Genomic DNA, 21,722 nt, shown 5'->3' on the forward strand with positions numbered 1-21,722 from the left:
CGGGTGGGGCGGGGTGGTGTCAGCCCATGGCCTTGTGGCCGTCGATGGTTTCGCGGATGACGTCGGCGTGGCCGGCGTGGCGCGCGGCCTCCTCGATGAGGTGCAGCAGCGCCCAGCGCCAGGAGCGCGGCCCGCCCTCGCCCCAGGGAGCGTCGGGAAGCATGAACGTGTCGTTCAGGGAGGGCAGATCGTGGACGGCCTTCTCGGTCTCCGCCGCCGCCTGGTCGTAGCGGTCGAGCAGGACGGCGACGGTCTCGTCCTCCGTCGGGACGAAGCTCGCGGCGTGCGTCTCGAACGTCGCCGGGTCCGTGTAGTCGGGCCTGACGCCGTCGCGCATCGTCGCCAGCCACCCGGTCTCCACGGCCGTGACGTGCTTGATCACGCCGGCGAGGGAGAGTTCGCTGGCGCTGGGTGTGCTGCGGGCCTGTTCCTCGGTCAGTCCCTCCACTGCCTGGCGGAACGCCGCGCGCTGGCTGGCCAGGGCGGCGAGCAGGGCGCCGCGCTCGTCGCCGTGGGCCTCGGGGGGAGTGGTCATGTCCTCAACCTTTCGCCGCGTGCGTGAGTCTGTCGCGGAAGGGGCTTGGCGCCCGGCAGGGGCGCGCCTCCCTTCCGACGAACACCAAGCTACGGACCCTTCCGGTCAGCTTCTGTCCGCATCGCGCGGCGTGTATCACGCGTATCACCGGTCCGCTGATCAACTTTGACGTGCCGCTCCTAGACTGGCGTCGCGACCCACCGGGCCGGACGACGAGGAGCCGGCAACCGGGGGACAGGGAGGGAGAGGACGTGTCGGCGATCCGACTGCTCGTGCTCGGCGCCGTCCGGCAGCACGGCCGCGCCCACGGCTACATGATCCGCAACGACCTGGAGTTCTGGGGCGCCCACGAGTGGTCCAACGCCAAGCCGGGGTCGATCTACCACGCGCTGAAGCAGCTCAACAAGCAGGGACTGCTGCACGCCCACGAGACGGCCCCCAGCCCGGCCGGCGGCCCGCCCCGCACCGAGTACGAGCTGACCGACACCGGCGAGGTCGAGTACCTACGCCTGCTGCGCCACTCGCTCACCGCCATCGACGAGAAGCCGGACGTACTGACCTCCGCCGTCGGCTTCATCGTCGACCTGCCCCGCCGGGAGGCCATCGAACTGCTGCGCAAGCGCGTCGCGGACCTGGAGGCGTGGCGTAAGGAGGTCACCGAGTACTGGACGCCGGAGGGCACCCCGCAGGAGTGGGGACACATCGGCGAGATCATGCGGCTGTGGGTGCACAACTCCGACGCGGGCGCCGAGTGGACGCGCGGCCTGATCTCCCGCCTGGAGGCGGGCGCGTACGTGATGGCCGGCGAGGGCGAACGGGACGTCCAGGTCCTTGCGGAGGGCGCGGAGAACCCGTACGCCGCCGACTGAGTCCCCGCGACGCGCCGGCCCGGCGCGCTACGCGCTGCTGGTCGACAGCTTCGCGGCGAACGCCAGGAACGCCGCGCCGGCCGCCGCCGAGGCGCCCGCCTGGAGTCGGCGCCGACGGCGGAACGCGGCCGCCAGCCGGCTGCCGCTGAAGATCAGCAGCGACAGGTAGGACAGGCTGAACAACTGCGCCCACAGGCCCAGCGCCAGGAACGTCAGCGCGGGGTAGGGGTAGGCCGGGTCGACGAACTGCACGAAGAACGAGACGAAGAACAGGATCGCCTTCGGGTTCAGCAACGACGCAAGCAGCGCCCGCCGGAACGGCCGCTCACTGATGGCCCGCTCCGGCGCGCCGTCCGCGCCCACCGTCTGCTGCCTCGCCTCCACCCGCTGGTGGCGGCGGCGCCACAGCGTCCACGCGCCGCGCAGCATGCCGATCGCCAGCCAGGTCAGATAGCCGGCGCCGACGAACTTGATCACGGCGAACGCCGCAGGGCTCGCCTGGAGCAGCGACGCGACGCCACCGGCGGACAGCGCCATCAGCACGGCGTCCCCGCAGAACACCCCGCCGGCGGCCTGATAGCCCGCGCGCACACCACGACGGGCGGCGACGGAGACGACGTAGAGCGAGTTCGGCCCCGGCAGCAGAACGATCAGCGCCAGGCCCACCAGATAGGTGGGGAGATCGGTGATTCCCAGCATGGGGGAGAGCTTCGCACACCGCGATGTAAGGACCGTAACCCGTTTTGCCATCCGGACACCGGCTGGCCTCGAACCGACCATCGGGGGAAGACAGAAGGCAGGGGAGCGATGACAGTAGTGGTGTTCGCGGTCGGGACCATGTTCCTGGCACTGGCCGTCGGGGCGCGGGCAGGGCGGCGGCGTGACGGCCTCACCCCGTTCCAGCGATGGATCAGCGATCACCGCACCACGTGCTGCGCCGCCTACGGGGCGCTCCTCGGCACGCTTGCCGCGACGACCACCGGCAACGTCTGGTACCTGTTCGCCGGAGCGGGCGCGGCGGCGGCGACGTGGAGGGTCGTCCCATGGGCCGCCGCGAGGCTGCGGCGCCGGCACGGCTGAGCGCCCGACCCGGCCCGCGCGGCAGCGCTTGCACCTGACGCGGCGTGAGGGGGGAGCGTGGGTGTCGACACCCGAGAAGGGACGGAAGCGGGCATGAGTTACACGGTCGGCCAGGTGGCCGCGCTGTCCGGCACCACCGTGCGCACGCTGCACCACTACGACCAGATCGGTCTCCTGGCGCCCAGCGAGCGCAGTCACGCCGGGCACCGCCGCTACGACGACGGAGACCTCGACCGGCTCCAGCAGATCCTCTTCTACCGGGAGCTCGGCTTCCCGCTGGACGAGGTGCGGACGCTGCTCGACGACCCGGACGTCGACCCGCGCGAGGCGCTGCGCCGCCAGCACCGCGTGCTGACCGAGCGGATCGAGAAGCTGACGAAGATGGCCGCCGCCGTCCAACGCAACCTGGAGGCGAAGAGGATGGGGATCAACCTGACCCCGGAGGAGAAGTTCGAGGTCTTCGGCGACCACGACCCCGAGCAGTACGCGGAGGAGGTCGAGCAGCGCTGGGGGAACACCGAGGCGTACCGGGAGAGCCGGCGGCGCGCCGCCTCCTACACCAAGGAGGACTGGAAGCGGATCGCGGCAGAGGGCGACCGGATCAACGAGGGCTTCGCCGCGCTGCTGGCGGCCGGCACCCCGGCCGACTCCGCCGAGGCCCGGGACCTCGCCGAGCAGCACCGCGGCTGGATCTCGCGGAACCACTACGAGTGCGGCTACGAGATGCAGCGCTGCCTGGGCGAGATGTACGTGAGCGACGAGCGCTTCACGGCAACCTACGACGCGATCGCCCCCGGCCTCGCCGTCTACATCCGCGACGCGATCACCGCCAACGCCGACCGGCGACAGGAGGGGCCCGGCGCCTGAGCCCGGCGATCAGCGGTAGCCCCGGGGGATGCGATGCACAGCCATACGCGGCGGCGCACCCGTCCCCCGGGACAGGTGACCCCGGCCGCCGGGGCCAGTGAGGGCTGGCGCCCGGTCGAGCAAGCGGACGGGCCCCCTCCGGCGCCGTCTGGGGCAAAACCGGCACGGGCCCTCACCAGTGAGTGAGGTCCATCCGGCGCGAGCAGTGCGGGTCGGAGTCGTCTCGCGTGAGCCGGTTGTCCTCGTCCAACAGCGCGGGCAGGGCGGCGAGCAACGCGGTGAGAGCGCCGGACGGCCGTACGTCGGCGGCGATGACGTCCGCGTCCCCGTCACGGTCGAAATAGAGGCGCAGCCGGTCGGGACGGTGGAGCAGGTAGCCGCGCAGGCGCGGCGAGGGTTGTTCTTCGACCCACGGACACGTGAGGGTTCTCAGAAGAGTGAACGCTCTCTCCCGTTCGTCCGGAGGCAGGTAATCGTGGTCGAGCGCTGTCGGATCAACCCGAACGAGGGTCATCTCCATCGTCGAGCCGATCCGGCTGCTGGTGAGAACGTGGGTTCCGGTGTGGAGTCGGCGCAGAACACTCAGAATCTCGTCTCCGCCGAACAGGTCCTCTCCGCCAGGGGTCACCCGCAGCGGGATCTCCCAGACAGTGGACTGCTCCGGCGTGCCGCTGGGCAGGGGGGAGGTGACCACGCGGACCGCCTCCGTGTCGCCCGGCGAAGGCAGGACTCCCCGGACGAACCGGCCATCGGGCAGCGGGGCGTGGAAGTACTGAATCAGAAGGCGGGTGATCTCAGCCTGCTGATCCGCGATCTCCTCAGGAACTGTGGTCACTCGCGGATAGTCTCACGTCGTTCAGCCAGTCAGGGCATTTGTTCATGCCCTTGCAGTAAGCGGTGATCACGCCGATCTTCTTGCCCTTTCCGGCGTCGTAGCGTCCGTCAGCGGTTTTGCGGGCGTACTGGACGATCACCGTGACCTGTACGCGGCGGTTGCCGCTCCATGCATAGGCCCAGTACTCGAGGCGGGCGCCGTTCTTCTTGTCCGGCTTTCCGTTGATCGCCGCATTGACGATCTTGCACTTTCTGATTTTGTGCCTGCTGGAGAAGTGGTTCCAACCCAGTTCGCTGTTGCCGATGCGGGTGGGGACGACTCTGCCGTCCCAATCCTCCTGCTTGCACTTCACGGTCTTGTCCCAGGCGGGTCCGGCATGGGCCTGACCGGCCAGGTTGGTGGTGAGAAGGGTCGTGACGGCGATGGCGATCGTCGCGCTTGTGGCGATCCTTTTCATCAATCGATGATGTCAAGGCCAACCGGCGGAGGGCAGGGCACTTCCGGACAAGCCGGCCGGTCCATCGGAAGCCGGACCGGCCGCCCGGACTACCGCGCGGCCGGCATGTTGCCGTCGCGCCGGTCGTTCACGCCCTTGCGGATGCTAGGGACCATCGGCAGCGTGTCGATCTCCTGCGGCTCGAACCAGCGGACGTCCGTGGACTCGTCCGACACCGCCAGGTTCCCGGCGATCGGCCGGGCGAGGAAGCAGACGGAGAACTCCTGCCGCACCTCGCCGTCGTCATAGGCGAAGACGTGCCGAGGGTTCGAGTACGTACCGACGATCCCCACCGCCTCCACTTCGATGCCGGTCTCCTCACGGGTCTCCCGGACGGCGCACTCCGGCAGCGACTCGCCGAGGTGCATCACGCCGCCGGGCAACGCCCACATTCCGTTGTCGCGGCGTCGCTGGAGCGCTGTACCGCGCGCCGACGCCGGGCTGATGCCCGATCTTCTCCAGCTCGGCGAGGGTCACCCGGATACGGGTGGAGAGGGCCAGGGGCACGTCCTCGTCCCGCTCGCGTGACCGCGTCAGCTCGCTGCCGGGATCGCCGACCAGGCAGCGCACCCGGCACCCCTGTGCGGCCTTGCGGCGCAGGGCGGTACCGAACCGGGCCTGCTCGAACCAGAGGAAGTAGTCGGTGTATCCGGCGAAGGCCAGTTCCCGTTCCGCGGTCTTCGTCGCCTCTCCGCACGACGGCGCGGCGAAGAAGTGATCGAAGAAGTGATCATCGCCTGGGCGTGTCCCCCACCCCGACGGGTCGAGTGCCTGTCGACGGGCGGTATTCTGATCGGCTCTGGTCGGTGTGCCCACTGCCGGGCGCCGCGCGCTGAGGCTTCACCGGATCGTGTGACGTTGGTCTCGAACCCCCGCCCCGTCGGGGCGGAACGGCGACGTGGCTGGTCCGGGGGGTCGGGGCGGGGCTGGGCCGATTGGCAGGGGCTGTGCCCCATATGGCACACTAGCCAGGTTGCTCGGTTGAGTGCCGATGCCGTGCGCCTCCCGCCGGGAGGACCGGAAGCGAGTCCCGATGTACTCGTCGCCCCTGATCAGGGGCGGAAGTACGGGAATCTTCCGGGAAGTGCGGGAGGGGCTTCCAGCCAGGCATCCGGTGGGTTTCCTTCCCCCTTCTTCCCCTTCCAGGGACGCTTCCATGCGGATCCGTGTCGGATACGTCTGGGCGCGGTACGGGAAGGGTTGCGACACGCCCGACCGCGTGGGTCGGGGAGTCGGAAGACGGAGTGTCGGTGCCACCGGGTACCGGAGCGTTTACGAGAGACAGGACTACGAAGTAGCCATGGCGGGACAGAAGATCCGCATCCGGCTCAAGGCCTACGACCACGAGGTCATCGACAACTCGGCGAAGAAGATCGTCGAGACGGTGACCCGTACTGGTGCGTCGGTCGCGGGCCCGGTGCCGCTGCCCACAGAGAAGAACGTGTACTGCGTCATCAAGTCGCCGCACAAGTACAAGGACTCGCGCGAGCACTTCGAGATGCGCACCCACAAGCGCCTCATCGACATCCTCGACCCGACTCCCAAGACCGTTGACTCGTTGATGCGCCTGGACCTGCCGGCCGGCGTCGACATCGAGATCAAGCTCTGAGGGGTGTCGGAAGATGGCTAAGCAGATCAAGGGCCTCCTGGGCGAGAAGCTCGGCATGACGCAGGTCTGGGACGAGAACAACCGTGTCGTCCCGGTGACCGTCGTCAAGGCCGGCCCCTGTGTCGTTACCCAGGTGCGCACCGCAGACCGCGACGGCTACGAGGCCGTCCAGATCGCCTTCGGCGAGATCGACCCGCGCAAGGTGAACAAGCCCCTCAAGGGCCACTTCGCCAAGGCCGACGTCACTCCCCGCCGTCACCTGGTGGAGATCCGTACCAACGACGCCGCCGAGTACACCCTGGGCCAGGAGCTCACCGCCGAGGTGTTCGAGTCCGGCCTCAAGGTCGACGTGACCGGCAAGTCCAAGGGCAAGGGCACCGCCGGTGTCATGAAGCGTCACGGCTTCCACGGCGGCAAGGCCTCGCACGGTGCGCACCGCGTGCACCGCAAGCCGGGCTCCATCGGTGGCTGCGCCACCCCGGGCCGTGTCTTCAAGGGCATGCGCATGGCGGGCCGCGCGGGCAACGAGCGGGTCACCACCCAGAACCTGACCGTCCACGCCGTTGACGCGGAGAAGGGACTGCTGCTCATCAAGGGCGCGGTTCCGGGTCCGAACGGCGGCCTCGTCCTGGTCCGTACCGCGGCCAAGGGGGCCTGAGGTAACCCATGAGCAGCATTGACATCCTTTCGCCGGCAGGCGACAAGACCGGGACCGTCGACCTCCCCGCGGAGCTCTTCGACGCGCAGGTCAGCGTTCCGCTGATCCACCAGGTCGTCGTCGCGCAGCTGGCCGCCGCCCGTCAGGGCACGCACAAGACGAAGTCCCGTGGCGAGGTCCGCGGCGGTGGCAGGAAGCCGTACCGCCAGAAGGGCACCGGTCGCGCCCGTCAGGGTTCGACCCGCGCGCCGCAGTTCGCCGGCGGTGGCGTGGTCCACGGCCCCGTGCCGCGTGACTACTCGCAGCGCACCCCGAAGAAGATGAAGGCCGCCGCCCTGCGCGGTGCCCTCTCGGACCGGGCGCGCCACAACCGCATCCACGTCGTGACCGGCGTGGTCGAGGGCGACATCTCCACGAAGGCCGCCAAGAACCTGTTCGGCAAGATCAGCGAGCGCAAGCACGTGCTCCTCGTCGCCGAGCGTTCGGACGAGGCCGCGTGGCTGTCCACCCGCAACCTGCCCCAGGTGCACATCCTGGAGCCGGGCCAGCTGAACACGTACGACGTGCTCGTCTCCGACGACGTGGTCTTCACGAAGGCCGCCTTCGAGTCCTTCGTGGCCAGCCGTACCGGGGCTGAGCTCGAAGGGAGCGACGCCTGATGAGCGAGACGACGCAGGCCGCCGAGAACACGGTCACCAGCAAGACGTTCACCGACCCGCGTGACGTGCTGCTGAAGCCCGTGGTCTCCGAGAAGAGCTACGCGCTGCTCGACGAGAACAAGTACACGTTCATCGTGGACCCGCGCGCCAACAAGACCCAGATCAAGCAGGCCGTCGAGGCGGTCTTCTCGGTCAAGGTCAATGGGGTCAACACGATCAACCGGCAGGGCAAGCGCAAGCGCACCCGCACCGGTTTCGGCAAGCGCGCCAACACCAAGCGCGCCATCGTGACCCTCGCCGAGGGCGACCGTATCGACATCTTCGGCGGGCCGGTCTCCTAACGGGGCTGGTTCGTCCGATATCGGACGAGGACTGAGAAATGGGTATCCGCAAGTACAAGCCGACGACCCCGGGCCGTCGTGGCTCCAGCGTCGCCGACTTCGTCGAGATCACGCGGTCCACGCCGGAGAAGTCGCTGGTCCGCCCGCTGCACAGCAAGGGCGGCCGTAACAACGCCGGTCGTGTGACCGTTCGCCACCAGGGCGGTGGCCACAAGCGCGCCTACCGAGTGATCGACTTCCGTCGTCACGACAAGGACGGCGTGCCGGCCAAGGTCGCGCACATCGAGTACGACCCGAACCGCACCGCGCGCATCGCGCTGCTGCACTACGCCGACGGCGAGAAGCGCTACATCATCGCGCCGGCCGGCCTGAAGCAGGGCGACCGCGTCGAGAACGGCCCGGGCGCCGACATCAAGCCCGGCAACAACCTGCCGCTGCGCAACATCCCGGTCGGTACGGTCATCCACGCCATCGAGCTGCGGCCCGGCGGCGGTGCGAAGTTCGCCCGCTCCGCCGGTGCCTCCGTGCAGCTGCTGGCGAGGGAGGGCCGCATGGCCCACCTGCGTATGCCGTCCGGTGAGATCCGCCTGGTCGACGTCCGCTGCCGCGCCACTGTGGGCGAGGTCGGCAACGCCGAGCAGTCGAACATCAACTGGGGCAAGGCCGGCCGTATGCGCTGGAAGGGCGTCCGCCCGACCGTCCGCGGTGTGGTCATGAACCCGATCGACCACCCGCACGGTGGTGGTGAGGGTCGTACCTCCGGTGGTCGCCACCCGGTGTCGCCGTGGGGCAAGAAGGAAGGACGTACTCGCTCGCCGAAGAAGGCCAGCAACAAGTACATCGTCCGCCGCCGCAAGACGAACAAGAAGCGCTAGGAGCGGGTTTAGATGCCGCGCAGTCTCAAGAAGGGGCCCTTCGTCGACGACCACCTGATCAAGAAGGTGGATGTCCAGAACGAAGCCGGCACCAAGAACGTCATCAAGACCTGGTCCCGCCGCTCGATGATCGTCCCGGCCATGCTCGGCCACACGATCGCGGTGCACGACGGCCGCAAGCACGTCCCGGTGTTCGTCACCGAGTCGATGGTCGGCCACAAGCTCGGCGAGTTCGCGCCGACCCGCACCTTCCGCGGCCACGTGAAGGACGACCGCAAGTCGCGTCGTCGCTGATCGGCGGAGTGCGAAGACTATGACTGACACCGAAGGGACAACCATGGAAGCCAGGGCCCAGGCGCGCTACGTGCGTGTCACGCCCATGAAGGCCCGCCGCGTGGTGGACCTTGTCCGTGGCATGAGCGCCACGGAGGCTCAGGCGGTCCTGCGTTTCGCCCCGCAGGCCGCGAGCGTGCCGGTGGGCAAGGTGCTTGACAGCGCCATCGCCAACGCCGCGCACAACTACGACCACACCGACGTCGACAGCCTCTTCATCTCCGAGGCCTACGTCGACGAGGGCCCGACCCTCAAGCGGTTCCGGCCGCGCGCGCAGGGTCGCGCGTACCGGATCCGTAAGCGGACCAGCCACATCACCGTGGTCGTCAGCAGCAAGGAAGGAACCCGGTAATGGGCCAGAAGGTTAACCCGCACGGGTTCCGGCTCGGCATCACCACGGACTTCAAGTCCCGCTGGTACGCCGACAAGCTGTACAAGGACTACATCAAGGAAGACGTCGAGATCCGCCGCCTGCTCACGCAGGGCATGGAGCGGGCCGGCATCTCCAAGGTCGAGATCGAGCGCACCCGCGACCGCGTCCGCGTCGACGTTCACACCGCCCGCCCGGGCATCGTGATCGGCCGCCGCGGTGCGGAGGCGGAGCGGATCCGCGGCCAGCTCGAGAAGCTGACCGGCAAGCAGATCCAGTTCAACATCCTCGAGGTGAAGAACCCGGAGCTGGACGCTCAGCTGGTGGCCCAGGCCGTCGCCGAGCAGCTGTCCTCCCGCGTCTCCTTCCGTCGCGCCATGCGCAAGAGCATGCAGTCGACGATGAAGGCCGGCGCCAAGGGCATCAAGATCCAGTGCGGCGGTCGTCTCGGCGGCGCCGAGATGTCCCGCTCGGAGTTCTACCGCGAGGGCCGTGTGCCCCTGCACACCCTCCGCGCGAACGTCGACTACGGCTTCTTCGAGGCCAAGACCACCTTCGGCCGCATCGGCGTCAAGGTGTGGATCTACAAGGGCGACGTGAAGAACATCGCCGAGGTCCGCGCCGAGAACGCCGCCGCCCGCGCCGGCAACCGCCCGTCGCGTGGTGGCAGCGACCGCCCCCGCCGTGGTGGTGGCGGCGGCGAGCGCCGTGGCCGCAAGCCGCAGCAGCAGGCCCAGCAGGCCCAGGCCGAGGCCCCCAAGGCCGAGGCTCCCGCCGCTCCCGCTGCCGCTGAGAGCACCGGAACGGAGGCCTGACCGTCATGCTGATCCCGCGCAGGGTCAAGCACCGCAAGCAGCACCACCCGAAGCGGTCGGGTATGGCCAAGGGCGGCACGGAGGTCGCGTTCGGCGAGTACGGCATCCAGGCCGTCACCGCCGCCTACGTGACCAACCGGCAGATCGAGGCCGCTCGTATCGCCATGACCCGCCACATCAAGCGTGGCGGCAAGGTCTGGATCAACATCTACCCGGACCGTCCGCTCACGAAGAAGCCGGCCGAGACCCGCATGGGTTCCGGTAAGGGTTCGCCGGAGTGGTGGATCGCGAACGTCAAGCCCGGTCGGGTGATGTTCGAGCTGTCCTACCCGAACGAGAAGATTGCTCGTGAGGCGCTCACCCGCGCTGCTCACAAGCTTCCGATGAAGTGCCGGATCGTGCGGCGCGAGGCAGGTGAGGCGTGATGGCGGCCGTTACCAAGGCCAACGAGCTGCGTGAGCTCAACGACGAGGAGCTCGTCGTCAAGCTTCGCGAGGCCAAGGAGGAGCTGTTCAAGCTCCGCTTCCAGGCGGCGACCGGACAGCTGGAGAACAACGGCCGGCTCAAGGCCGTCCGCAAGGACATCGCCCGGATCTACACCCTGATGCGCGAGCGCGAGCTGGGCATCGAGACGGTGGAGAGCGCCTGATGAGCGAGACGAATGTGACTGAGAACAGCAACGAGCGCGGTTTCCGCAAGACCCGCGAGGGTCTGGTCGTCAGCGACAAGATGGACAAGACCGTCGTCGTCGCCGTCGAGGACCGCGTCAAGCACGCCCTGTACGGCAAGGTCATCCGCCGTACGAACAAGCTCAAGGCGCACGACGAGCAGAACGCCGCCGGCATCGGCGACCGCGTCCTCATCATGGAGACCCGGCCGCTGTCCGCGACGAAGCGCTGGCGCATCGTCGAGATCCTCGAGAAGGCCAAGTAATTCCTGAAGGCAATCGCCTTCTGGACAGTTCCGCCAGGCTCGGCAGGGGCGCATCCGTGACGGACGCCCCTGCCGGGAACCGGCAGACGATCAGGAGATAGACGTGATCCAGCAGGAGTCGCGACTTCGGGTCGCCGACAACACGGGCGCGAAGGAGATCCTTTGCATCCGTGTTCTCGGTGGCTCGGGTCGCCGCTACGCGGGCATCGGCGATGTCATCGTCGCCACCGTCAAGGACGCGATCCCCGGTGGCAACGTGAAGAAGGGTGACGTCGTCAAGGCCGTCATCGTGCGCACCGTCAAGGAGCGTCGTCGCCCGGACGGCTCGTACATCCGTTTTGACGAGAACGCCGCCGTCATCCTTAAGAACGACGGCGACCCCCGCGGCACCCGTATCTTCGGCCCCGTGGGCCGTGAACTGCGCGAGAAGAAGTTCATGAAGATCATCTCGCTCGCGCCGGAGGTGCTGTGAGCATGAAGATCAAGAAGGGCGACCTGGTCCAGGTCATCACCGGTAAGGACAAGGGCAAGCAGGGCAAGGTCATCCAGGCCTTCCCGCGCGAGGACCGCGTCCTGGTCGAGGGTGTCAACCGGGTCAAGAAGCACACCAAGGCCGGCCAGACCGCTCGCGGTTCCAAGACCGGCGGCATCGTGACGACCGAGGCCCCGATCCACGTGAGCAACGTTCAGCTCGTCGTGGAGAAGGACGGCAACAAGGTCGTCACTCGTGTCGGCTACCGCTTCGACGAGGACGGCAACAAGATCCGCGTTGCCAAGCGGACCGGTGAGGACATCTGATGACTGCCACCACCAACGCACCGCGCCTGAAGCAGCGCTACCGGGACGAGATCAAGGACAAGATGCGTGAGGAGTTCTCTTACGAGAACGTCATGCAGATCCCTGGTCTCACCAAGATCGTGGTCAACATGGGTGTGGGCGACGCCGCCCGCGACTCCAAGCTGATCGAGGGCGCCATCCGCGACCTCACCACGATCACCGGTCAGAAGCCGGCCGTGACCAAGGCCCGCAAGTCCATCGCGCAGTTCAAGCTGCGTGAGGGTCAGCCGATCGGCGCCCACGTCACCCTCCGCGGTGACCGCATGTGGGAGTTCCTGGACCGGCTGCTCTCCCTCGCTCTGCCGCGCATCCGCGACTTCCGCGGTCTGTCGCCGAAGCAGTTCGACGGTCGGGGCAACTACACCTTCGGTCTCACCGAGCAGGTCATGTTCCACGAGATCGACCAGGACAAGATCGACCGGGTTCGGGGCATGGACATCACCGTGGTCACCACGGCGACCAACGACGACGAGGGCCGCGCCCTGCTGCGTCACCTCGGCTTCCCGTTCAAGGAGAACTGACCATGGCGAAGAAGGCGATGATCGCCAAGGCCGCCCGCAAGCCGAAGTTCGCCGTGCGTGCCTACACGCGCTGCCAGCGTTGCGGCCGTCCGCACTCCGTCTACCGCAAGTTCGGCCTGTGCCGTGTGTGCCTTCGTGAGATGGCCCACCGCGGCGAGCTGCCGGGCGTGACCAAGAGCAGCTGGTAAGTCCCCACTCGGGGCTCGACCAGCGCTCTCGGTAAGCATCTGGTCGGTGGGGCCCGATCCGACATGCCGTAGGCTTGTCGGGTTGGGCGCCCGCCGACCGTGACCGCACGCGGGCAGCGCGCCCGCAAGAAGTCGCTTACTACGCCGTAGGTCCCCGCGCCGCACCCGTCCCGCCCCTGAGCGGGGAGAGGGATGGCGCATACAGGAAACCCCGGCGAGAGAGGCCGAAGGCCATCACATGACCATGACCGATCCGATCGCAGACATGCTGACGCGTCTGCGAAACGCGAACTCGGCGTATCACGACGATGTCGTGATGCCGCACAGCAAGATCAAGTCGCACATCGCGGAGATCCTCAAGCAGGAGGGCTACATCACCGGCTGGAAGGTCGAGGACGCCCCCGTGGGCAAGAACCTCGTCCTCGAGCTGAAGTACGGCCCGAACCGCGAGCGCTCGATCGCCGGCATCAAGCGCATCTCGAAGCCGGGTCTGCGGGTCTACGCAAAGTCCACCAACCTGCCCCGCGTGCTGGGCGGCCTGGGCGTGGCGATCATCTCCACGTCGCACGGTCTGCTCACCGGTCAGCAGGCGCAGAAGAAGGGCGTGGGTGGGGAAGTCCTCGCCTACGTCTGGTAACGGAAGGGAACGGAGGAAAAGCCATGTCGCGAATCGGCAAGCTCCCCATCCAGGTTCCCGCCGGTGTGGACGTCACCATCGATGGCCGTACGGTCGCGGTGAAGGGCCCCAAGGGCAACCTTTCGCACGCCGTCGCAGCGCCCATCGAGGTCGCCAAGGGTGAGGACGGCGCCGTCGTCGTCTCGCGCCCGAACGACGAGAGCCGGAACAAGGCCCTGCACGGCCTGTCCCGCACGCTGGTGGCGAACATGATCACTGGCGTGACCCAGGGCTACGTCAAGAAGCTCGAGATCAGCGGTGTCGGTTACCGCGTCCAGGCGAAGGGCTCCAACCTGGAGTTCGCGCTGGGCTACAGCCACCCGATCCTGATCGAGGCGCCCGAGGGCATCTCCTTCAAGGTCGAGTCGCCCACCCGCTTCTCGGTCGAGGGGATCGACAAGCAGAAGGTCGGCGAGGTCGCCGCGAAGATCCGCAAGCTGCGGAAGCCCGACCCGTACAAGGCCAAGGGCATCAAGTACGAGGGCGAAGTCATCCGCCGCAAGGTCGGAAAGGCTGGTAAGTAAGCCATGGCATACGGCGTGAAGATCGCCAAGGGCGACGCGTACAAGCGCGCTGCTGCCAAGCGCCGTCACATCCGCATCCGCAAGAGGATCTCGGGCACGCCCGAGCGCCCGCGGCTGGTCGTGACGCGTTCCAACCGGCACATGGTGGCGCAGGTCATCGACGACATCAAGGGCCACACCGTGGCCTCGGCGTCCTCGATGGACAGCTCCATCCGCGGTGCGGAGGGTGACAAGAGCGCCCTCGCTCAGAAGGTCGGCGCCCTGGTCGCCGAGCGTGCCAAGGCCGCCGGCGTGGAGACTGTTGTCTTCGACCGCGGTGGCAACCAGTACGCCGGGCGCATCGCCGCGCTGGCGGACGCCGCCCGCGAGGCCGGGCTCAAGTTCTGAGCCGGTTCCGTAGCTAGCGGACAGACGAGAGAGGTATTTCCAATGGCTGGACCCCAGCGCCGCGGTGGCGGCGCCGGTGGCGGCGAGCGACGGGACCGTAAGGACCGGCGGGACGGTGGCGCTGCCGCCGAGAAGACCGCGTACGTCGAGCGGGTCGTCGCGATCAACCGCGTCGCCAAGGTTGTGAAGGGTGGTCGCCGCTTCAGCTTCACCGCGCTTGTCGTGGTGGGCGACGGCGAGGGCACCGTCGGTGTCGGCTATGGCAAGGCCAAGGAAGTTCCGGCCGCCATCGCCAAGGGTGTCGAGGAGGCCAAGAAGAACTTCTTCAAGGTCCCCCGCATCCAGGGCACCATTCCGCACCCGTTCCAGGGTGAGGACGCGGCCGGTGTCGTGCTGCTCAAGCCGGCTTCCCCCGGTACCGGTGTGATCGCCGGTGGCCCGGTGCGCGCCGTGCTGGAGTGCGCGGGCATCCACGACGTGCTGAGCAAGTCGCTCGGCTCGTCCAACCCGATCAACATCGTGCACGCCACGGTGGCCGCTCTGAAGGGCCTGCAGCGCCCCGAGGAGATCGCCGCCCGTCGTGGCCTGCCGCTCGAGGACGTCGCGCCCGCCGCGCTGCTGCGGGCTCGGGCTGGGGTGAGTGCGTGATGGCGCAGCTCAAGATCACCCAGGCGCGTTCCGTGATCGGTACGAAGCAGAACCACCGTGAGACGCTGCGGACCCTCGGTCTGAAGCGGATCAACGACGTGGTCGTCAAGGAGGACCGCCCCGAGGTCCGCGGCATGGTTCACACCGTGCGGCACCTCGTGACGGTCGAGGAGGTGAACTGAGATGGCTGAAGAGAAGCCGCTCAAGCTCCACAACCTCCGTCCGGCCCCGGGCGCCAAGACCGCCAAGACCCGTGTCGGTCGTGGTGAGGCGTCGAAGGGTAAGACGGCCGGTCGTGGCACCAAGGGCACCAAGGCCCGCTACCAGGTTCCCGAGCGCTTCGAGGGTGGGCAGATGCCGCTGCACATGCGGCTGCCCAAGCTCAAGGGCTTCAAGAACCCGTTCCGCACCGAGTACCAGGTCGTGAACCTGGACAAGCTCGCCTCCCTCTACCCCGAGGGCGGCGAGGTCACGGTGGCCGACCTGGTCGCCAAGGGCGCGGTGCGCAGGAACAGCCTCGTCAAGGTGCTCGGCACCGGCGAGATCTCCGTGGCGCTGCAGGTGACGGTCGACGCCGTCTCCGGCTCCGCCAAGGAGAAGATCACCGCCGCCGGCGGCAGCGTCACCGAGCTCGTCTGAGCCCATGGCGTAGCAACCACCGGGGATGCCCAGGAACGGGCATCCCCGGTTGGTCGTTCCACGGGCGGGCCAGTCGCCGGTAAGGTGGCTGACACTGCCCGGTCCGCGTGCGCGTGGCCGGGTCGTGGGGGGACCGATCCACCACTGTCATATCCGTCGTTTTTAGACCGTCACCTCTCGCGTAGGACGCGGAGGCCGCAGGAGGTACCGTGCTCAGCGCGTTCACCCGGGCGTTCAAGACGCCCGACCTGCGCAAGAAGCTGCTGTTCACGCTGGGCATCATCGTGCTCTTCCGGCTCGGATCCCAGATCCCGACCCCCGGCGTCAGCTACGAAGCCGTCCAGATGTGCAAGGACGAGGCGAAGAGCGGCCAGTCGGGTCTGTTCGATCTGGTGAACATGTTCAGTGGTGGCGCACTGATGCAGATCACGATCTTCGCGCTCGGCATCATGCCGTACATCACGGCCAGCATCATCTTGCAGCTCCTCGTCGTGGTGATCCCACGACTCGAGGCGCTGAAGAAGGAGGGCCAGGCCGGCCAGGCGAAGATCACCCAGTACACGCGCTACCTGACCATCGCGCTCGCCGTGCTGCAGGCGACCGGTCTGGTCGCCGCCGCGCGAAGCGGCACTCTCTTCTCCGGCTGTTCCGTCGCCGCCCAGGTGGTGCCGGACGGCTCGATGTTCGTCGTCATCTCCATGGTCATCGTGATGACCTCCGGCACCGCGCTGATCATGTGGCTCGGTGAGCTGATCACCGACCGCGGCATCGGCAACGGCATGTCGATGCTGATGTTCGTCTCCATCGCCGCCGGCTTCCCCGGCGCCCTGTGGGCGATCAAGATCCAGGGCGACCTGGCCGACGGCTGGATCGAGTTCGGCACGGTCATCGTCTGCGGCCTCGCCATGGTCGGACTCGTGGTCTTCGTCGAGCAGGCGCAGCGCCGCATTCCGGTCCAGTACGCCAAGCGCATGATCGGCAGGCGTTCATATGGTGGGACGTCGACCTACATTCCGCTGAAGGTCAACCAGGCGGGTGTGATTCCCGTCATCTTCGCCTCGTCGCTGCTCTACATTCCGGCCCTGGTCGTCCAGTTCAGCGACTCCCAGGCGGGCTGGGCCGACTGGGTTCGCAACAACCTCCAGGCGCAGGATGCCCCGCTTTACGTGCTTACGTACTTCCTGCTGATCGTCTTCTTCGCCTTCTTCTACGTGGCCATCTCCTTCAACCCCGAAGAAGTTGCCGACAACATGAAGAAGTATGGTGGGTTCATCCCGGGCATCCGGGCCGGACGCCCCACGGCGGAGTACCTGAGCTACGTGCTGAACCGCATCACGTGGCCCGGAGCCATCTACCTCGGGCTGATCGCCCTGGTGCCCACCGTCGCGCTGATCGCGTTCAACGCGCAGGGTGAATTCCCGTTCGGCGGGACATCCATCCTGATCATCGTCGGTGTTGGACTCGAAACTGTTCGGCAGATCGAGAGCCAGCTCCAGCAGCGCAACTACGAAGGGTTCCTCCGCTGATGCGTATCGTCCTCGTCGGACCGCCGGGCGCGGGCAAGGGCACGCAGGCTGCGCTGCTCGCCCAGACCCTGTCCATCCCACACATCTCCACAGGCGACCTGTTCCGCGCCAACATCAGCCAGGGCACAGAGCTCGGGCAGAAGGCACAGGAGTACATGCGCGCCGGCCGGCTGGTACCCGACGAGGTCACCATCGGCATGGCGAAGGACCGGATGGACCAGGCGGACGCCGAGGGCGGCTTCCTCCTCGACGGATTCCCCCGCAACCTCGCCCAGGCCGAGGCGCTCGACGGGATCCTGAAGGACGAGAAGCTCTCGCTGGACGCCGTCCTCGACCTGGAGGTCGAGGAGGACGAGGTCGTCAAGCGCATCGCCGGACGGCGCATGTGCCGCAAGGACAGCAGCCACATCTTCCACGTCGAGTACAGCCCCTCCAAGGAGTCGGGTGTCTGCGACGTGTGCGGTGGGGAGCTGTACCAGCGCGAGGACGACCGCGAGGACACGGTGCGCAAGCGGCTCGAGGTCTACCACAACGAGACCGAGCCGATCATCGACTACTACAAGGCGCAGGGGCTCGTCACGACGCTCTCCGCGCTCGGCGCGGTGGCCGACGTCACCAAGCGCGCGCTCGCGGCCCTCGGCCGCGAGGACGCCGCGGCGTAACGGCGCGTCCGGCGCCGTGTGGCGCCGTGTGCTTCGGCGGTACGGCCGCGTTCCCCTTCCCGGGGGACGCGGCCGTCCGTCGTTTCCGGCTCCGGGCCGCTCGGGCCTCGGAGGTCAGTTCTCCTCGCCCCGCACCGGTCGGCGGTGGGTGGCGGCCAGCACGACGACGGCCGGCACGGCACCCGCCAGAACGTAGTCGAAGACCCCGAGGGTGACGGTGACACGGAAGAGGCGTTCCGAATACCGTGAGACGAGAACAAAGAGCAACCACAGTCCCGTCGGCACCAGAACCGTGGCAAGGGCGATCAGCGCGCCGCGCCGCGCCCACCGCCGCCCGGCAGCGACGGCGCCACGTGCCATCCGCAGCCCTCCGAAGGTGAGGAGCGCACCCACGGCGGCCGAGACGAAGGCCGTGGGCGCGAGCACGGCGTAGCCGGGCGCCACTATGAGCGCCGCCGCGACGAGATACCACGCCCCCGCGAGGAGGACCAAAGCGGCGGCCATCGCGTCTCCTTCGCCGAGCACGGGCTTGGAGTGTAGAGCGGCGAGTGCGTGCGGCGGCAGTGCCCGCGGCGGGGCGTGTGGTCGAGTCCCGGGCGCCTGTGACGCGCCCCACGCGCCGGTTCGCGGGTGCCTCCGCTCGCGTACGCTGCTCACGTCCAACCGCGACGGGAGCCAGGAAGCCGGTGTGAGTCCGGCACGGTCCCGCCACTGTGACCCGGGTGTCCGCGCGTGCGCGTCGAGCGCGCACCGCCGCCCGGGAAGTCAGGAGACTGACCCGTCGCGGACCTTTCCGAGGAGCGCGGACTCCGCAGGAGGAACAGCAACGTGAAAAGCGGCCGACGCGGCATATCGTCCACCAGCCCCCGAGGCGACCGACCCCGCCGGGCGAGCGGCGACCGGCACCGGGCCATCGGTCTGGCCCTCGCACCCGTCATGGCGGTGGGCCTGCTCACCGCCTGCGGAACCCAGGAGCGCGCCGACTCCGGCAAGGCAGCAAAGGCCGAGGGCTTCCCGGTCACCGTCACCAACTGCGGCGTGAAGACCACGTACGAGCAGCCGCCCGAGCGCGTGGTCACCATCCACCAGCACCCCGCCGAGCTGCTGCTCGCGCTCGGCCTGGAGAAGCGGATGGTCGGCACCGCCTTCCCCGACTCGGCCGTACTGCCCGAGTACCGGGAGAAGTTCGAGGCCATCCCGGAACTGTCGAAGAAGGAGCCCTCCTTCGAGAACGTGCTGGAGGCCGAGCCCGACCTGGTCTACGGCGGCTACTCCAGCGCGTTCGCCGAGAAGACCGGCCGCTCGCGGGCCGCGTTCGAGAAGGCGGGCATCAACACCCACCTCAACCGCGAGTACTGCGAGGGCGCCAAGAGCGCCACCATGAAGGACGTCCACACCGAGATCCGCACGCTGGGCGAGATGTTCGGCGTGTCCGATCGGGCCGAGAAGCTCAACGCCGAACTCCGCGCCAAGGTCGACGCGGTCGCGAAGAAGGTCGAGAACGAGAAGCCCGTCCCGGTCTTCGTCTACGACAGCGGCGACAAGTCCGCCTTCACCGCCGGCGGCCGCGGCCTCGGCACCGAGATCATCCGACTCGCCGGCGGCAAGAACATCTTCGCCGACGTCGACGAGGTCTTCGCCGACGTGTCCTGGGAACAGGTCATCGACCGCAAGCCCGAGGTCATCGCGATCTACCACTACGCGGGCTCGGGCAGCGTCGAGAGCAAGAAGAAGTTCCTGCTCTCCCAGCCGGCCCTCGCCGACGTACCGGCGATCAAGAACAAGCGCTTCGTGGTCGTCCCGCTGACCGCGACGCTGGTCGGCGTACGGCCCCCGTACGCCGTCGAGGACCTGGCGAAGGCGCTGCACCCCGAGCGGTTCGAGTGACCGGGCGAGCGCCGCGGACCGAGACCGGGTCCGTGGCGACCGCGCCGCCGCACGAGGTGACACCCGCCGCCGAGACGTCCGCCGGTCCGGCGGCACCGTCCGCCTTGCGGCGGCTGCGCTACCCCGCGCTGCTCCTCGTGCTCACCGCCGCGCTGCTCGCCTCGATGACGGTGGCGGTGGCCATCGGCTCGGTGTCGGTGCCGCCCGGCCAGGTGTGGGGCATCCTCAGCCACCAGCTCGGACTGCCCTGGCCCGACCCGGACTGGACCCGGGCGCGGGAGACGATCATCGTCGACGTGCGCGCGCCCCGTGTGCTGCTCGGCGCGGTCGTCGGCGCCGGGCTCGCGGTCGTCGGCACCGCCATGCAGGCCCTCGTCCGCAACCCGCTCGCCGACCCCTACCTGCTCGGCATCTCCTCCGGCGCCTCGCTGGGCGCCGTCGTGGTCATCGTCACCGGAGCGACCTGGCTCGGCACGATGTCGCTCTCGGCGGCCGCGTTCGCGGGCTCCCTGGCGACGATGTTCCTCGTGTACGGCGCCGCGCGGACGGCAGGCCGCATCACCTCGCTGCGGCTGATCCTCTCCGGCGTCGCGGTCGCCGCCGTGCTGTCGGCGGCGACCCACCTGATCCTGCTCACCAGTGAGCGCGGCAACCAGGCCCGCGAGGTGCTGTCCTGGACCCTCGGTGGTCTGGGCGGCGTCGGCTGGTCGGTGCTGTGGCTTCCGGTGCTCGTACTGCTCGCCGCGATCGGCGTCCTCCTGCTCCGGGCCCGCTCGCTGAACCTCCTCCTCGCCGGGGAGGAGACAGCCACCACCATGGGCCTGGACGTGGGGCGCTTCCGGATGCGGATGTTCGTCCTGCTGTCCCTGGTCACGGGTGTGCTGGTGGCCGCCGCCGGACCGGTCGGCTTCGTGGGGCTGATGATGCCGCACATCATGCGGATGGTCGTCGGCGGCGACCACCGCAGGCTGCTGCCCGCCACCGCGCTGGCCGGAGCGATCTTCCTCGTCTGGGCCGACGTCGCGGCCCGGACCGTGGCCGCACCCCAGGAGATCCCGGTCGGCGTGCTGACGGCGCTGTGCGGCGGGCCCTTCTTCCTGTGGCTGATGCGCCGCGACGCCCGCCGCGCCGGCGCCGGAGGTGCCCGATGAGCAAGCCGGCGCCGAACCGAGCCGCGCCCGAATCGCTCGACGCCCTCACCGCCGGCGCGCCGGTCGAGCTCGCGGTGGACGGCGTGTCCGTCACGGCGGGCGTCCACCGCCTCGTCCAGGACGTGTCGCTGCACGCCCGCCCGGGCGAGGTGATCGGCCTCGTCGGCCCCAACGGCAGCGGCAAGTCCTCACTCCTCCGGGCGGTTTACCGCGTACTGAAACCGGAGAGCGGCACGGTCCGCGTCGACGGCGACGACGTCTGGCGGCTTCCCGTCCGGGACGTGTCCCGCACCCTCGCCGCCGTCGTCCAGGAACCGGGCGCCGACTTCGACCTGACGGTACGTGACGTGGTCGCCATGGGCCGGACCCCGCACAAACGCCTCCTCGACGGCGACAACAGACACGACGCCGCACTCGTCCACCGCGCCCTCCGCATCACCGACGCGACGGACCTGGTGGACCGCGCCTTCGCCGAACTCTCCGGCGGCGAGCGCCAGCGCGTCCTCATCGCCCGGGCGCTCACCCAGCAACCCCGCGTGCTCGTCCTCGACGAGCCGACCAACCACCTCGACATCCGCCACCAGCTCGACGTGCTCGGCGTCCTGCGCCGCCTCCCGGCGACCGCGCTCGTCGCGCTCCACGACCTCAACCTCGCCGCCTACTTCTGCGACCGCCTGTACGTCCTGCGCTCCGGCACGGTCGCGGCCCACGGCACCCCGGCCGAGGTACTGACGGAGTCACTGCTCGCCGACGTATACGGCGTCCGCGCCACCGTCACCGCCCACCCGCAAACCGCCACCC

Annotated in this window: 35 protein-coding genes, 1 pseudogene and 1 riboswitch; of the genes and pseudogenes, 29 read left to right on the plus strand and 7 right to left on the minus strand. The window is 68.6% G+C overall.

Annotated elements, in window-relative coordinates:
* Positions 1-19 precede the first annotated feature (19 nt).
* Positions 20-535, minus strand: coding sequence for a DinB family protein (locus FNX44_RS08230; protein WP_143647329.1), 516 nt, complete (start codon positions 533-535; stop codon positions 20-22).
* Between the two features lie 251 nt (positions 536-786).
* On the opposite strand from FNX44_RS08230, the gene FNX44_RS08235 reads away from it, so the two are divergent.
* Complete coding sequence (locus FNX44_RS08235; protein WP_143647330.1) at positions 787-1,404, plus strand: PadR family transcriptional regulator; 618 nt, start codon at positions 787-789, stop codon at positions 1,402-1,404.
* Between the two features lie 27 nt (positions 1,405-1,431).
* Here FNX44_RS08235 and leuE read toward each other — a convergent pair whose 3' ends face one another.
* Positions 1,432-2,103 carry a leucine efflux protein LeuE gene (leuE, locus tag FNX44_RS08240; protein ID WP_143647331.1) on the minus strand — a complete coding sequence of 224 codons (672 nt, stop codon included), beginning with the start codon at positions 2,101-2,103 and terminating at the stop codon, positions 1,432-1,434.
* Positions 2,104-2,211: 108 nt separating this feature from the next.
* Between leuE and FNX44_RS08245 the strand changes: the two genes are divergently transcribed.
* Entirely contained in the window at positions 2,212-2,484 is a 273-nt protein-coding gene (locus FNX44_RS08245) for a hypothetical protein (RefSeq protein WP_143647332.1), read from the plus strand.
* Between the two features lie 93 nt (positions 2,485-2,577).
* On the plus strand, positions 2,578-3,351 hold the full coding sequence (locus FNX44_RS08250; protein ID WP_143647333.1) for a MerR family transcriptional regulator: 774 nt from the start codon (positions 2,578-2,580) through the stop codon (positions 3,349-3,351).
* Between the two features lie 172 nt (positions 3,352-3,523).
* Here the strand turns inward: FNX44_RS08250 and FNX44_RS08255 are convergent, their stop codons facing one another.
* The 4 genes and pseudogenes from FNX44_RS08255 to FNX44_RS28870 all read right to left on the minus strand — a co-directional run bounded on the left by FNX44_RS08255 (position 3,524) and on the right by FNX44_RS28870 (position 5,498).
* Entirely contained in the window at positions 3,524-4,186 is a 663-nt protein-coding gene (locus FNX44_RS08255) for a hypothetical protein (RefSeq protein ID WP_143647334.1), read from the minus strand.
* Positions 4,170-4,643, minus strand: coding sequence for a hypothetical protein (locus tag FNX44_RS28865; protein WP_228449750.1), 474 nt, complete (start codon positions 4,641-4,643; stop codon positions 4,170-4,172). Before FNX44_RS28865 ends, FNX44_RS08255 begins: the two co-directional genes overlap by 17 nt.
* A gap of 89 nt (positions 4,644-4,732) precedes the next feature.
* Positions 4,733-5,098 (minus strand): annotated as a pseudogene (locus tag FNX44_RS08265) (NUDIX domain-containing protein); the annotation flags it as partial.
* Complete coding sequence (locus FNX44_RS28870; protein ID WP_228449751.1) at positions 5,001-5,498, minus strand: hypothetical protein; 498 nt, start codon at positions 5,496-5,498, stop codon at positions 5,001-5,003. The gene FNX44_RS28870 and the pseudogene FNX44_RS08265, both read right to left, overlap by 98 nt.
* Before the next feature lie 484 nt (positions 5,499-5,982).
* Between FNX44_RS28870 and rpsJ the strand changes: the two genes are divergently transcribed.
* From rpsJ to FNX44_RS08390, 23 genes are all read left to right on the plus strand, one after another.
* Positions 5,983-6,291 carry a 30S ribosomal protein S10 gene (gene rpsJ / locus FNX44_RS08275; protein ID WP_016473429.1) on the plus strand — a complete coding sequence of 103 codons (309 nt, stop codon included), beginning with the start codon at positions 5,983-5,985 and terminating at the stop codon, positions 6,289-6,291.
* A 13-nt stretch (positions 6,292-6,304) separates the two neighbouring features.
* Positions 6,305-6,949 (plus strand): 50S ribosomal protein L3, encoded by a 645-nt coding sequence (gene rplC, locus FNX44_RS08280; RefSeq protein WP_143647336.1) that lies wholly within the window; start codon positions 6,305-6,307, stop codon positions 6,947-6,949.
* 8 nt (positions 6,950-6,957) lie between these two features.
* Positions 6,958-7,608: a 50S ribosomal protein L4 gene (rplD, locus tag FNX44_RS08285; RefSeq protein WP_143647337.1), complete on the plus strand. Its 651-nt coding sequence runs from the start codon at positions 6,958-6,960 to the stop codon at positions 7,606-7,608.
* The gene (gene rplW, locus FNX44_RS08290; RefSeq protein WP_143647338.1) at positions 7,608-7,949 is read left to right on the plus strand and encodes a 50S ribosomal protein L23; all 342 of its coding nucleotides are present in this window, start codon (positions 7,608-7,610) and stop codon (positions 7,947-7,949) included. The genes rplD and rplW overlap by 1 nt, the downstream gene beginning before the upstream one ends.
* Before the next feature lie 38 nt (positions 7,950-7,987).
* Positions 7,988-8,824, plus strand: a complete 837-nt coding sequence (rplB, locus tag FNX44_RS08295; protein ID WP_143647339.1) for a 50S ribosomal protein L2 — start codon at positions 7,988-7,990, stop codon at positions 8,822-8,824.
* Positions 8,825-8,836: 12 nt separating this feature from the next.
* The gene (gene rpsS, locus FNX44_RS08300) at positions 8,837-9,118 is read left to right on the plus strand and encodes a 30S ribosomal protein S19 (RefSeq protein ID WP_143647340.1); all 282 of its coding nucleotides are present in this window, start codon (positions 8,837-8,839) and stop codon (positions 9,116-9,118) included.
* 43 nt (positions 9,119-9,161) lie between these two features.
* Complete coding sequence (rplV, locus tag FNX44_RS08305) at positions 9,162-9,509, plus strand: 50S ribosomal protein L22 (RefSeq protein WP_143647360.1); 348 nt, start codon at positions 9,162-9,164, stop codon at positions 9,507-9,509.
* Complete coding sequence (gene rpsC, locus FNX44_RS08310; protein WP_143647341.1) at positions 9,509-10,342, plus strand: 30S ribosomal protein S3; 834 nt, start codon at positions 9,509-9,511, stop codon at positions 10,340-10,342. The genes rplV and rpsC overlap by 1 nt, the downstream gene beginning before the upstream one ends.
* Before the next feature lie 5 nt (positions 10,343-10,347).
* A complete protein-coding gene (gene rplP, locus FNX44_RS08315; RefSeq protein WP_143647342.1) occupies positions 10,348-10,767 on the plus strand; it encodes a 50S ribosomal protein L16 in 420 nt (139 codons plus the stop codon).
* Positions 10,767-10,991 carry a 50S ribosomal protein L29 gene (gene rpmC, locus FNX44_RS08320; RefSeq protein ID WP_143647343.1) on the plus strand — a complete coding sequence of 75 codons (225 nt, stop codon included), beginning with the start codon at positions 10,767-10,769 and terminating at the stop codon, positions 10,989-10,991. The genes rplP and rpmC overlap by 1 nt, the downstream gene beginning before the upstream one ends.
* Positions 10,991-11,275 carry a 30S ribosomal protein S17 gene (rpsQ, locus tag FNX44_RS08325; protein WP_143647344.1) on the plus strand — a complete coding sequence of 95 codons (285 nt, stop codon included), beginning with the start codon at positions 10,991-10,993 and terminating at the stop codon, positions 11,273-11,275. Before rpmC ends, rpsQ begins: the two co-directional genes overlap by 1 nt.
* A 103-nt stretch (positions 11,276-11,378) precedes the next feature.
* Positions 11,379-11,747, plus strand: coding sequence for a 50S ribosomal protein L14 (gene rplN / locus FNX44_RS08330; protein WP_003998823.1), 369 nt, complete (start codon positions 11,379-11,381; stop codon positions 11,745-11,747).
* 2 nt (positions 11,748-11,749) lie between these two features.
* Complete coding sequence (gene rplX, locus FNX44_RS08335; protein ID WP_143647345.1) at positions 11,750-12,073, plus strand: 50S ribosomal protein L24; 324 nt, start codon at positions 11,750-11,752, stop codon at positions 12,071-12,073.
* Complete coding sequence (rplE, locus tag FNX44_RS08340) at positions 12,073-12,633, plus strand: 50S ribosomal protein L5 (protein WP_143647346.1); 561 nt, start codon at positions 12,073-12,075, stop codon at positions 12,631-12,633. Before rplX ends, rplE begins: the two co-directional genes overlap by 1 nt.
* A 2-nt stretch (positions 12,634-12,635) precedes the next feature.
* A complete protein-coding gene (locus FNX44_RS08345) occupies positions 12,636-12,821 on the plus strand; it encodes a type Z 30S ribosomal protein S14 (protein ID WP_143647347.1) in 186 nt (61 codons plus the stop codon).
* Positions 12,822-13,059: 238 nt separating this feature from the next.
* Positions 13,060-13,458, plus strand: coding sequence for a 30S ribosomal protein S8 (gene rpsH, locus FNX44_RS08355; protein ID WP_143647349.1), 399 nt, complete (start codon positions 13,060-13,062; stop codon positions 13,456-13,458).
* Between the two features lie 23 nt (positions 13,459-13,481).
* Positions 13,482-14,021 (plus strand): 50S ribosomal protein L6, encoded by a 540-nt coding sequence (gene rplF, locus FNX44_RS08360; protein WP_143647350.1) that lies wholly within the window; start codon positions 13,482-13,484, stop codon positions 14,019-14,021.
* 3 nt (positions 14,022-14,024) lie between these two features.
* Positions 14,025-14,408 (plus strand): 50S ribosomal protein L18, encoded by a 384-nt coding sequence (gene rplR, locus FNX44_RS08365; protein WP_143647351.1) that lies wholly within the window; start codon positions 14,025-14,027, stop codon positions 14,406-14,408.
* Positions 14,409-14,450: 42 nt separating this feature from the next.
* Entirely contained in the window at positions 14,451-15,056 is a 606-nt protein-coding gene (rpsE, locus tag FNX44_RS08370) for a 30S ribosomal protein S5 (RefSeq protein WP_143647352.1), read from the plus strand.
* The gene (gene rpmD / locus FNX44_RS08375; RefSeq protein ID WP_143647353.1) at positions 15,056-15,238 is read left to right on the plus strand and encodes a 50S ribosomal protein L30; all 183 of its coding nucleotides are present in this window, start codon (positions 15,056-15,058) and stop codon (positions 15,236-15,238) included. The genes rpsE and rpmD overlap by 1 nt, the downstream gene beginning before the upstream one ends.
* A 1-nt stretch (position 15,239) precedes the next feature.
* Entirely contained in the window at positions 15,240-15,695 is a 456-nt protein-coding gene (gene rplO / locus FNX44_RS08380; RefSeq protein ID WP_143647354.1) for a 50S ribosomal protein L15, read from the plus strand.
* Between the two features lie 209 nt (positions 15,696-15,904).
* Positions 15,905-17,221, plus strand: a complete 1,317-nt coding sequence (gene secY, locus FNX44_RS08385; RefSeq protein ID WP_143647355.1) for a preprotein translocase subunit SecY — start codon at positions 15,905-15,907, stop codon at positions 17,219-17,221.
* The gene (locus tag FNX44_RS08390; RefSeq protein ID WP_143647356.1) at positions 17,221-17,883 is read left to right on the plus strand and encodes an adenylate kinase; all 663 of its coding nucleotides are present in this window, start codon (positions 17,221-17,223) and stop codon (positions 17,881-17,883) included. Before secY ends, FNX44_RS08390 begins: the two co-directional genes overlap by 1 nt.
* A 114-nt stretch (positions 17,884-17,997) precedes the next feature.
* Here the strand turns inward: FNX44_RS08390 and FNX44_RS08395 are convergent, their stop codons facing one another.
* Positions 17,998-18,387, minus strand: a complete 390-nt coding sequence (locus tag FNX44_RS08395) for a hypothetical protein (protein ID WP_143647357.1) — start codon at positions 18,385-18,387, stop codon at positions 17,998-18,000.
* A gap of 149 nt (positions 18,388-18,536) precedes the next feature.
* Positions 18,537-18,679, plus strand: a riboswitch (cobalamin riboswitch).
* A 140-nt stretch (positions 18,680-18,819) separates the two neighbouring features.
* On the opposite strand from FNX44_RS08395, the gene FNX44_RS08400 reads away from it, so the two are divergent.
* From FNX44_RS08400 to FNX44_RS08410, 3 genes are all read left to right on the plus strand, one after another.
* Positions 18,820-19,770, plus strand: coding sequence for an ABC transporter substrate-binding protein (locus FNX44_RS08400; protein WP_143647361.1), 951 nt, complete (start codon positions 18,820-18,822; stop codon positions 19,768-19,770).
* Positions 19,771-19,826: 56 nt separating this feature from the next.
* Positions 19,827-20,921, plus strand: coding sequence for a FecCD family ABC transporter permease (locus tag FNX44_RS08405; RefSeq protein ID WP_438948028.1), 1,095 nt, complete (start codon positions 19,827-19,829; stop codon positions 20,919-20,921).
* Positions 20,918-21,722 (plus strand): ABC transporter ATP-binding protein (locus FNX44_RS08410; RefSeq protein ID WP_143647358.1); only part of this gene is annotated, 805 nt, incomplete at its 3' end. The genes FNX44_RS08405 and FNX44_RS08410, both read left to right, overlap by 4 nt.

The sequence above is a fragment of the Streptomyces alkaliterrae genome (genome assembly GCF_007097205.2).
GTDB classification, from domain to species: Bacteria; Actinomycetota; Actinomycetes; order Streptomycetales; family Streptomycetaceae; genus Streptomyces; species Streptomyces alkaliterrae.

What these genes read in the sequence shown, in the direction of transcription:
- FNX44_RS08390 (WP_143647356.1), top strand. Translation starts at nt 17,221, where the DNA reads ATGCGTATCGTCCTCGTCGGACCGCCGGGCGCGGGCAAGGGCACGCAG.
- rplX (WP_143647345.1), top strand. Translation starts at nt 11,750, where the DNA reads ATGAAGATCAAGAAGGGCGACCTGGTCCAGGTCATCACCGGTAAGGAC.
- rpsS (WP_143647340.1), top strand. Translation starts at nt 8,837, where the DNA reads ATGCCGCGCAGTCTCAAGAAGGGGCCCTTCGTCGACGACCACCTGATC.
- rpsH (WP_143647349.1), top strand. Translation starts at nt 13,060, where the DNA reads ATGACCATGACCGATCCGATCGCAGACATGCTGACGCGTCTGCGAAAC.
- FNX44_RS08345 (WP_143647347.1), top strand. Translation starts at nt 12,636, where the DNA reads ATGGCGAAGAAGGCGATGATCGCCAAGGCCGCCCGCAAGCCGAAGTTC.
- rpsJ (WP_016473429.1), top strand. Translation starts at nt 5,983, where the DNA reads ATGGCGGGACAGAAGATCCGCATCCGGCTCAAGGCCTACGACCACGAG.
- rplF (WP_143647350.1), top strand. Translation starts at nt 13,482, where the DNA reads ATGTCGCGAATCGGCAAGCTCCCCATCCAGGTTCCCGCCGGTGTGGAC.
- rpsE (WP_143647352.1), top strand. Translation starts at nt 14,451, where the DNA reads ATGGCTGGACCCCAGCGCCGCGGTGGCGGCGCCGGTGGCGGCGAGCGA.
- rpmC (WP_143647343.1), top strand. Translation starts at nt 10,767, where the DNA reads ATGGCGGCCGTTACCAAGGCCAACGAGCTGCGTGAGCTCAACGACGAG.
- leuE (WP_143647331.1), bottom strand. Translation starts at nt 2,103, where the DNA reads ATGCTGGGAATCACCGATCTCCCCACCTATCTGGTGGGCCTGGCGCTG.
- rplC (WP_143647336.1), top strand. Translation starts at nt 6,305, where the DNA reads ATGGCTAAGCAGATCAAGGGCCTCCTGGGCGAGAAGCTCGGCATGACG.
- FNX44_RS08400 (WP_143647361.1), top strand. Translation starts at nt 18,820, where the DNA reads ATGGCGGTGGGCCTGCTCACCGCCTGCGGAACCCAGGAGCGCGCCGAC.
- rplO (WP_143647354.1), top strand. Translation starts at nt 15,240, where the DNA reads ATGGCTGAAGAGAAGCCGCTCAAGCTCCACAACCTCCGTCCGGCCCCG.
- rplW (WP_143647338.1), top strand. Translation starts at nt 7,608, where the DNA reads ATGAGCGAGACGACGCAGGCCGCCGAGAACACGGTCACCAGCAAGACG.
- rplV (WP_143647360.1), top strand. Translation starts at nt 9,162, where the DNA reads ATGGAAGCCAGGGCCCAGGCGCGCTACGTGCGTGTCACGCCCATGAAG.
- FNX44_RS08245 (WP_143647332.1), top strand. Translation starts at nt 2,212, where the DNA reads ATGACAGTAGTGGTGTTCGCGGTCGGGACCATGTTCCTGGCACTGGCC.
- rplD (WP_143647337.1), top strand. Translation starts at nt 6,958, where the DNA reads ATGAGCAGCATTGACATCCTTTCGCCGGCAGGCGACAAGACCGGGACC.
- rplB (WP_143647339.1), top strand. Translation starts at nt 7,988, where the DNA reads ATGGGTATCCGCAAGTACAAGCCGACGACCCCGGGCCGTCGTGGCTCC.
- rplP (WP_143647342.1), top strand. Translation starts at nt 10,348, where the DNA reads ATGCTGATCCCGCGCAGGGTCAAGCACCGCAAGCAGCACCACCCGAAG.
- rpsC (WP_143647341.1), top strand. Translation starts at nt 9,509, where the DNA reads ATGGGCCAGAAGGTTAACCCGCACGGGTTCCGGCTCGGCATCACCACG.
- FNX44_RS08395 (WP_143647357.1), bottom strand. Translation starts at nt 18,387, where the DNA reads ATGGCCGCCGCTTTGGTCCTCCTCGCGGGGGCGTGGTATCTCGTCGCG.
- FNX44_RS08230 (WP_143647329.1), bottom strand. Translation starts at nt 535, where the DNA reads ATGACCACTCCCCCCGAGGCCCACGGCGACGAGCGCGGCGCCCTGCTC.
- FNX44_RS28865 (WP_228449750.1), bottom strand. Translation starts at nt 4,643, where the DNA reads ATGAAAAGGATCGCCACAAGCGCGACGATCGCCATCGCCGTCACGACC.
- rpmD (WP_143647353.1), top strand. Translation starts at nt 15,056, where the DNA reads ATGGCGCAGCTCAAGATCACCCAGGCGCGTTCCGTGATCGGTACGAAG.
- rplR (WP_143647351.1), top strand. Translation starts at nt 14,025, where the DNA reads ATGGCATACGGCGTGAAGATCGCCAAGGGCGACGCGTACAAGCGCGCT.
- rpsQ (WP_143647344.1), top strand. Translation starts at nt 10,991, where the DNA reads ATGAGCGAGACGAATGTGACTGAGAACAGCAACGAGCGCGGTTTCCGC.
- rplE (WP_143647346.1), top strand. Translation starts at nt 12,073, where the DNA reads ATGACTGCCACCACCAACGCACCGCGCCTGAAGCAGCGCTACCGGGAC.
- FNX44_RS08250 (WP_143647333.1), top strand. Translation starts at nt 2,578, where the DNA reads ATGAGTTACACGGTCGGCCAGGTGGCCGCGCTGTCCGGCACCACCGTG.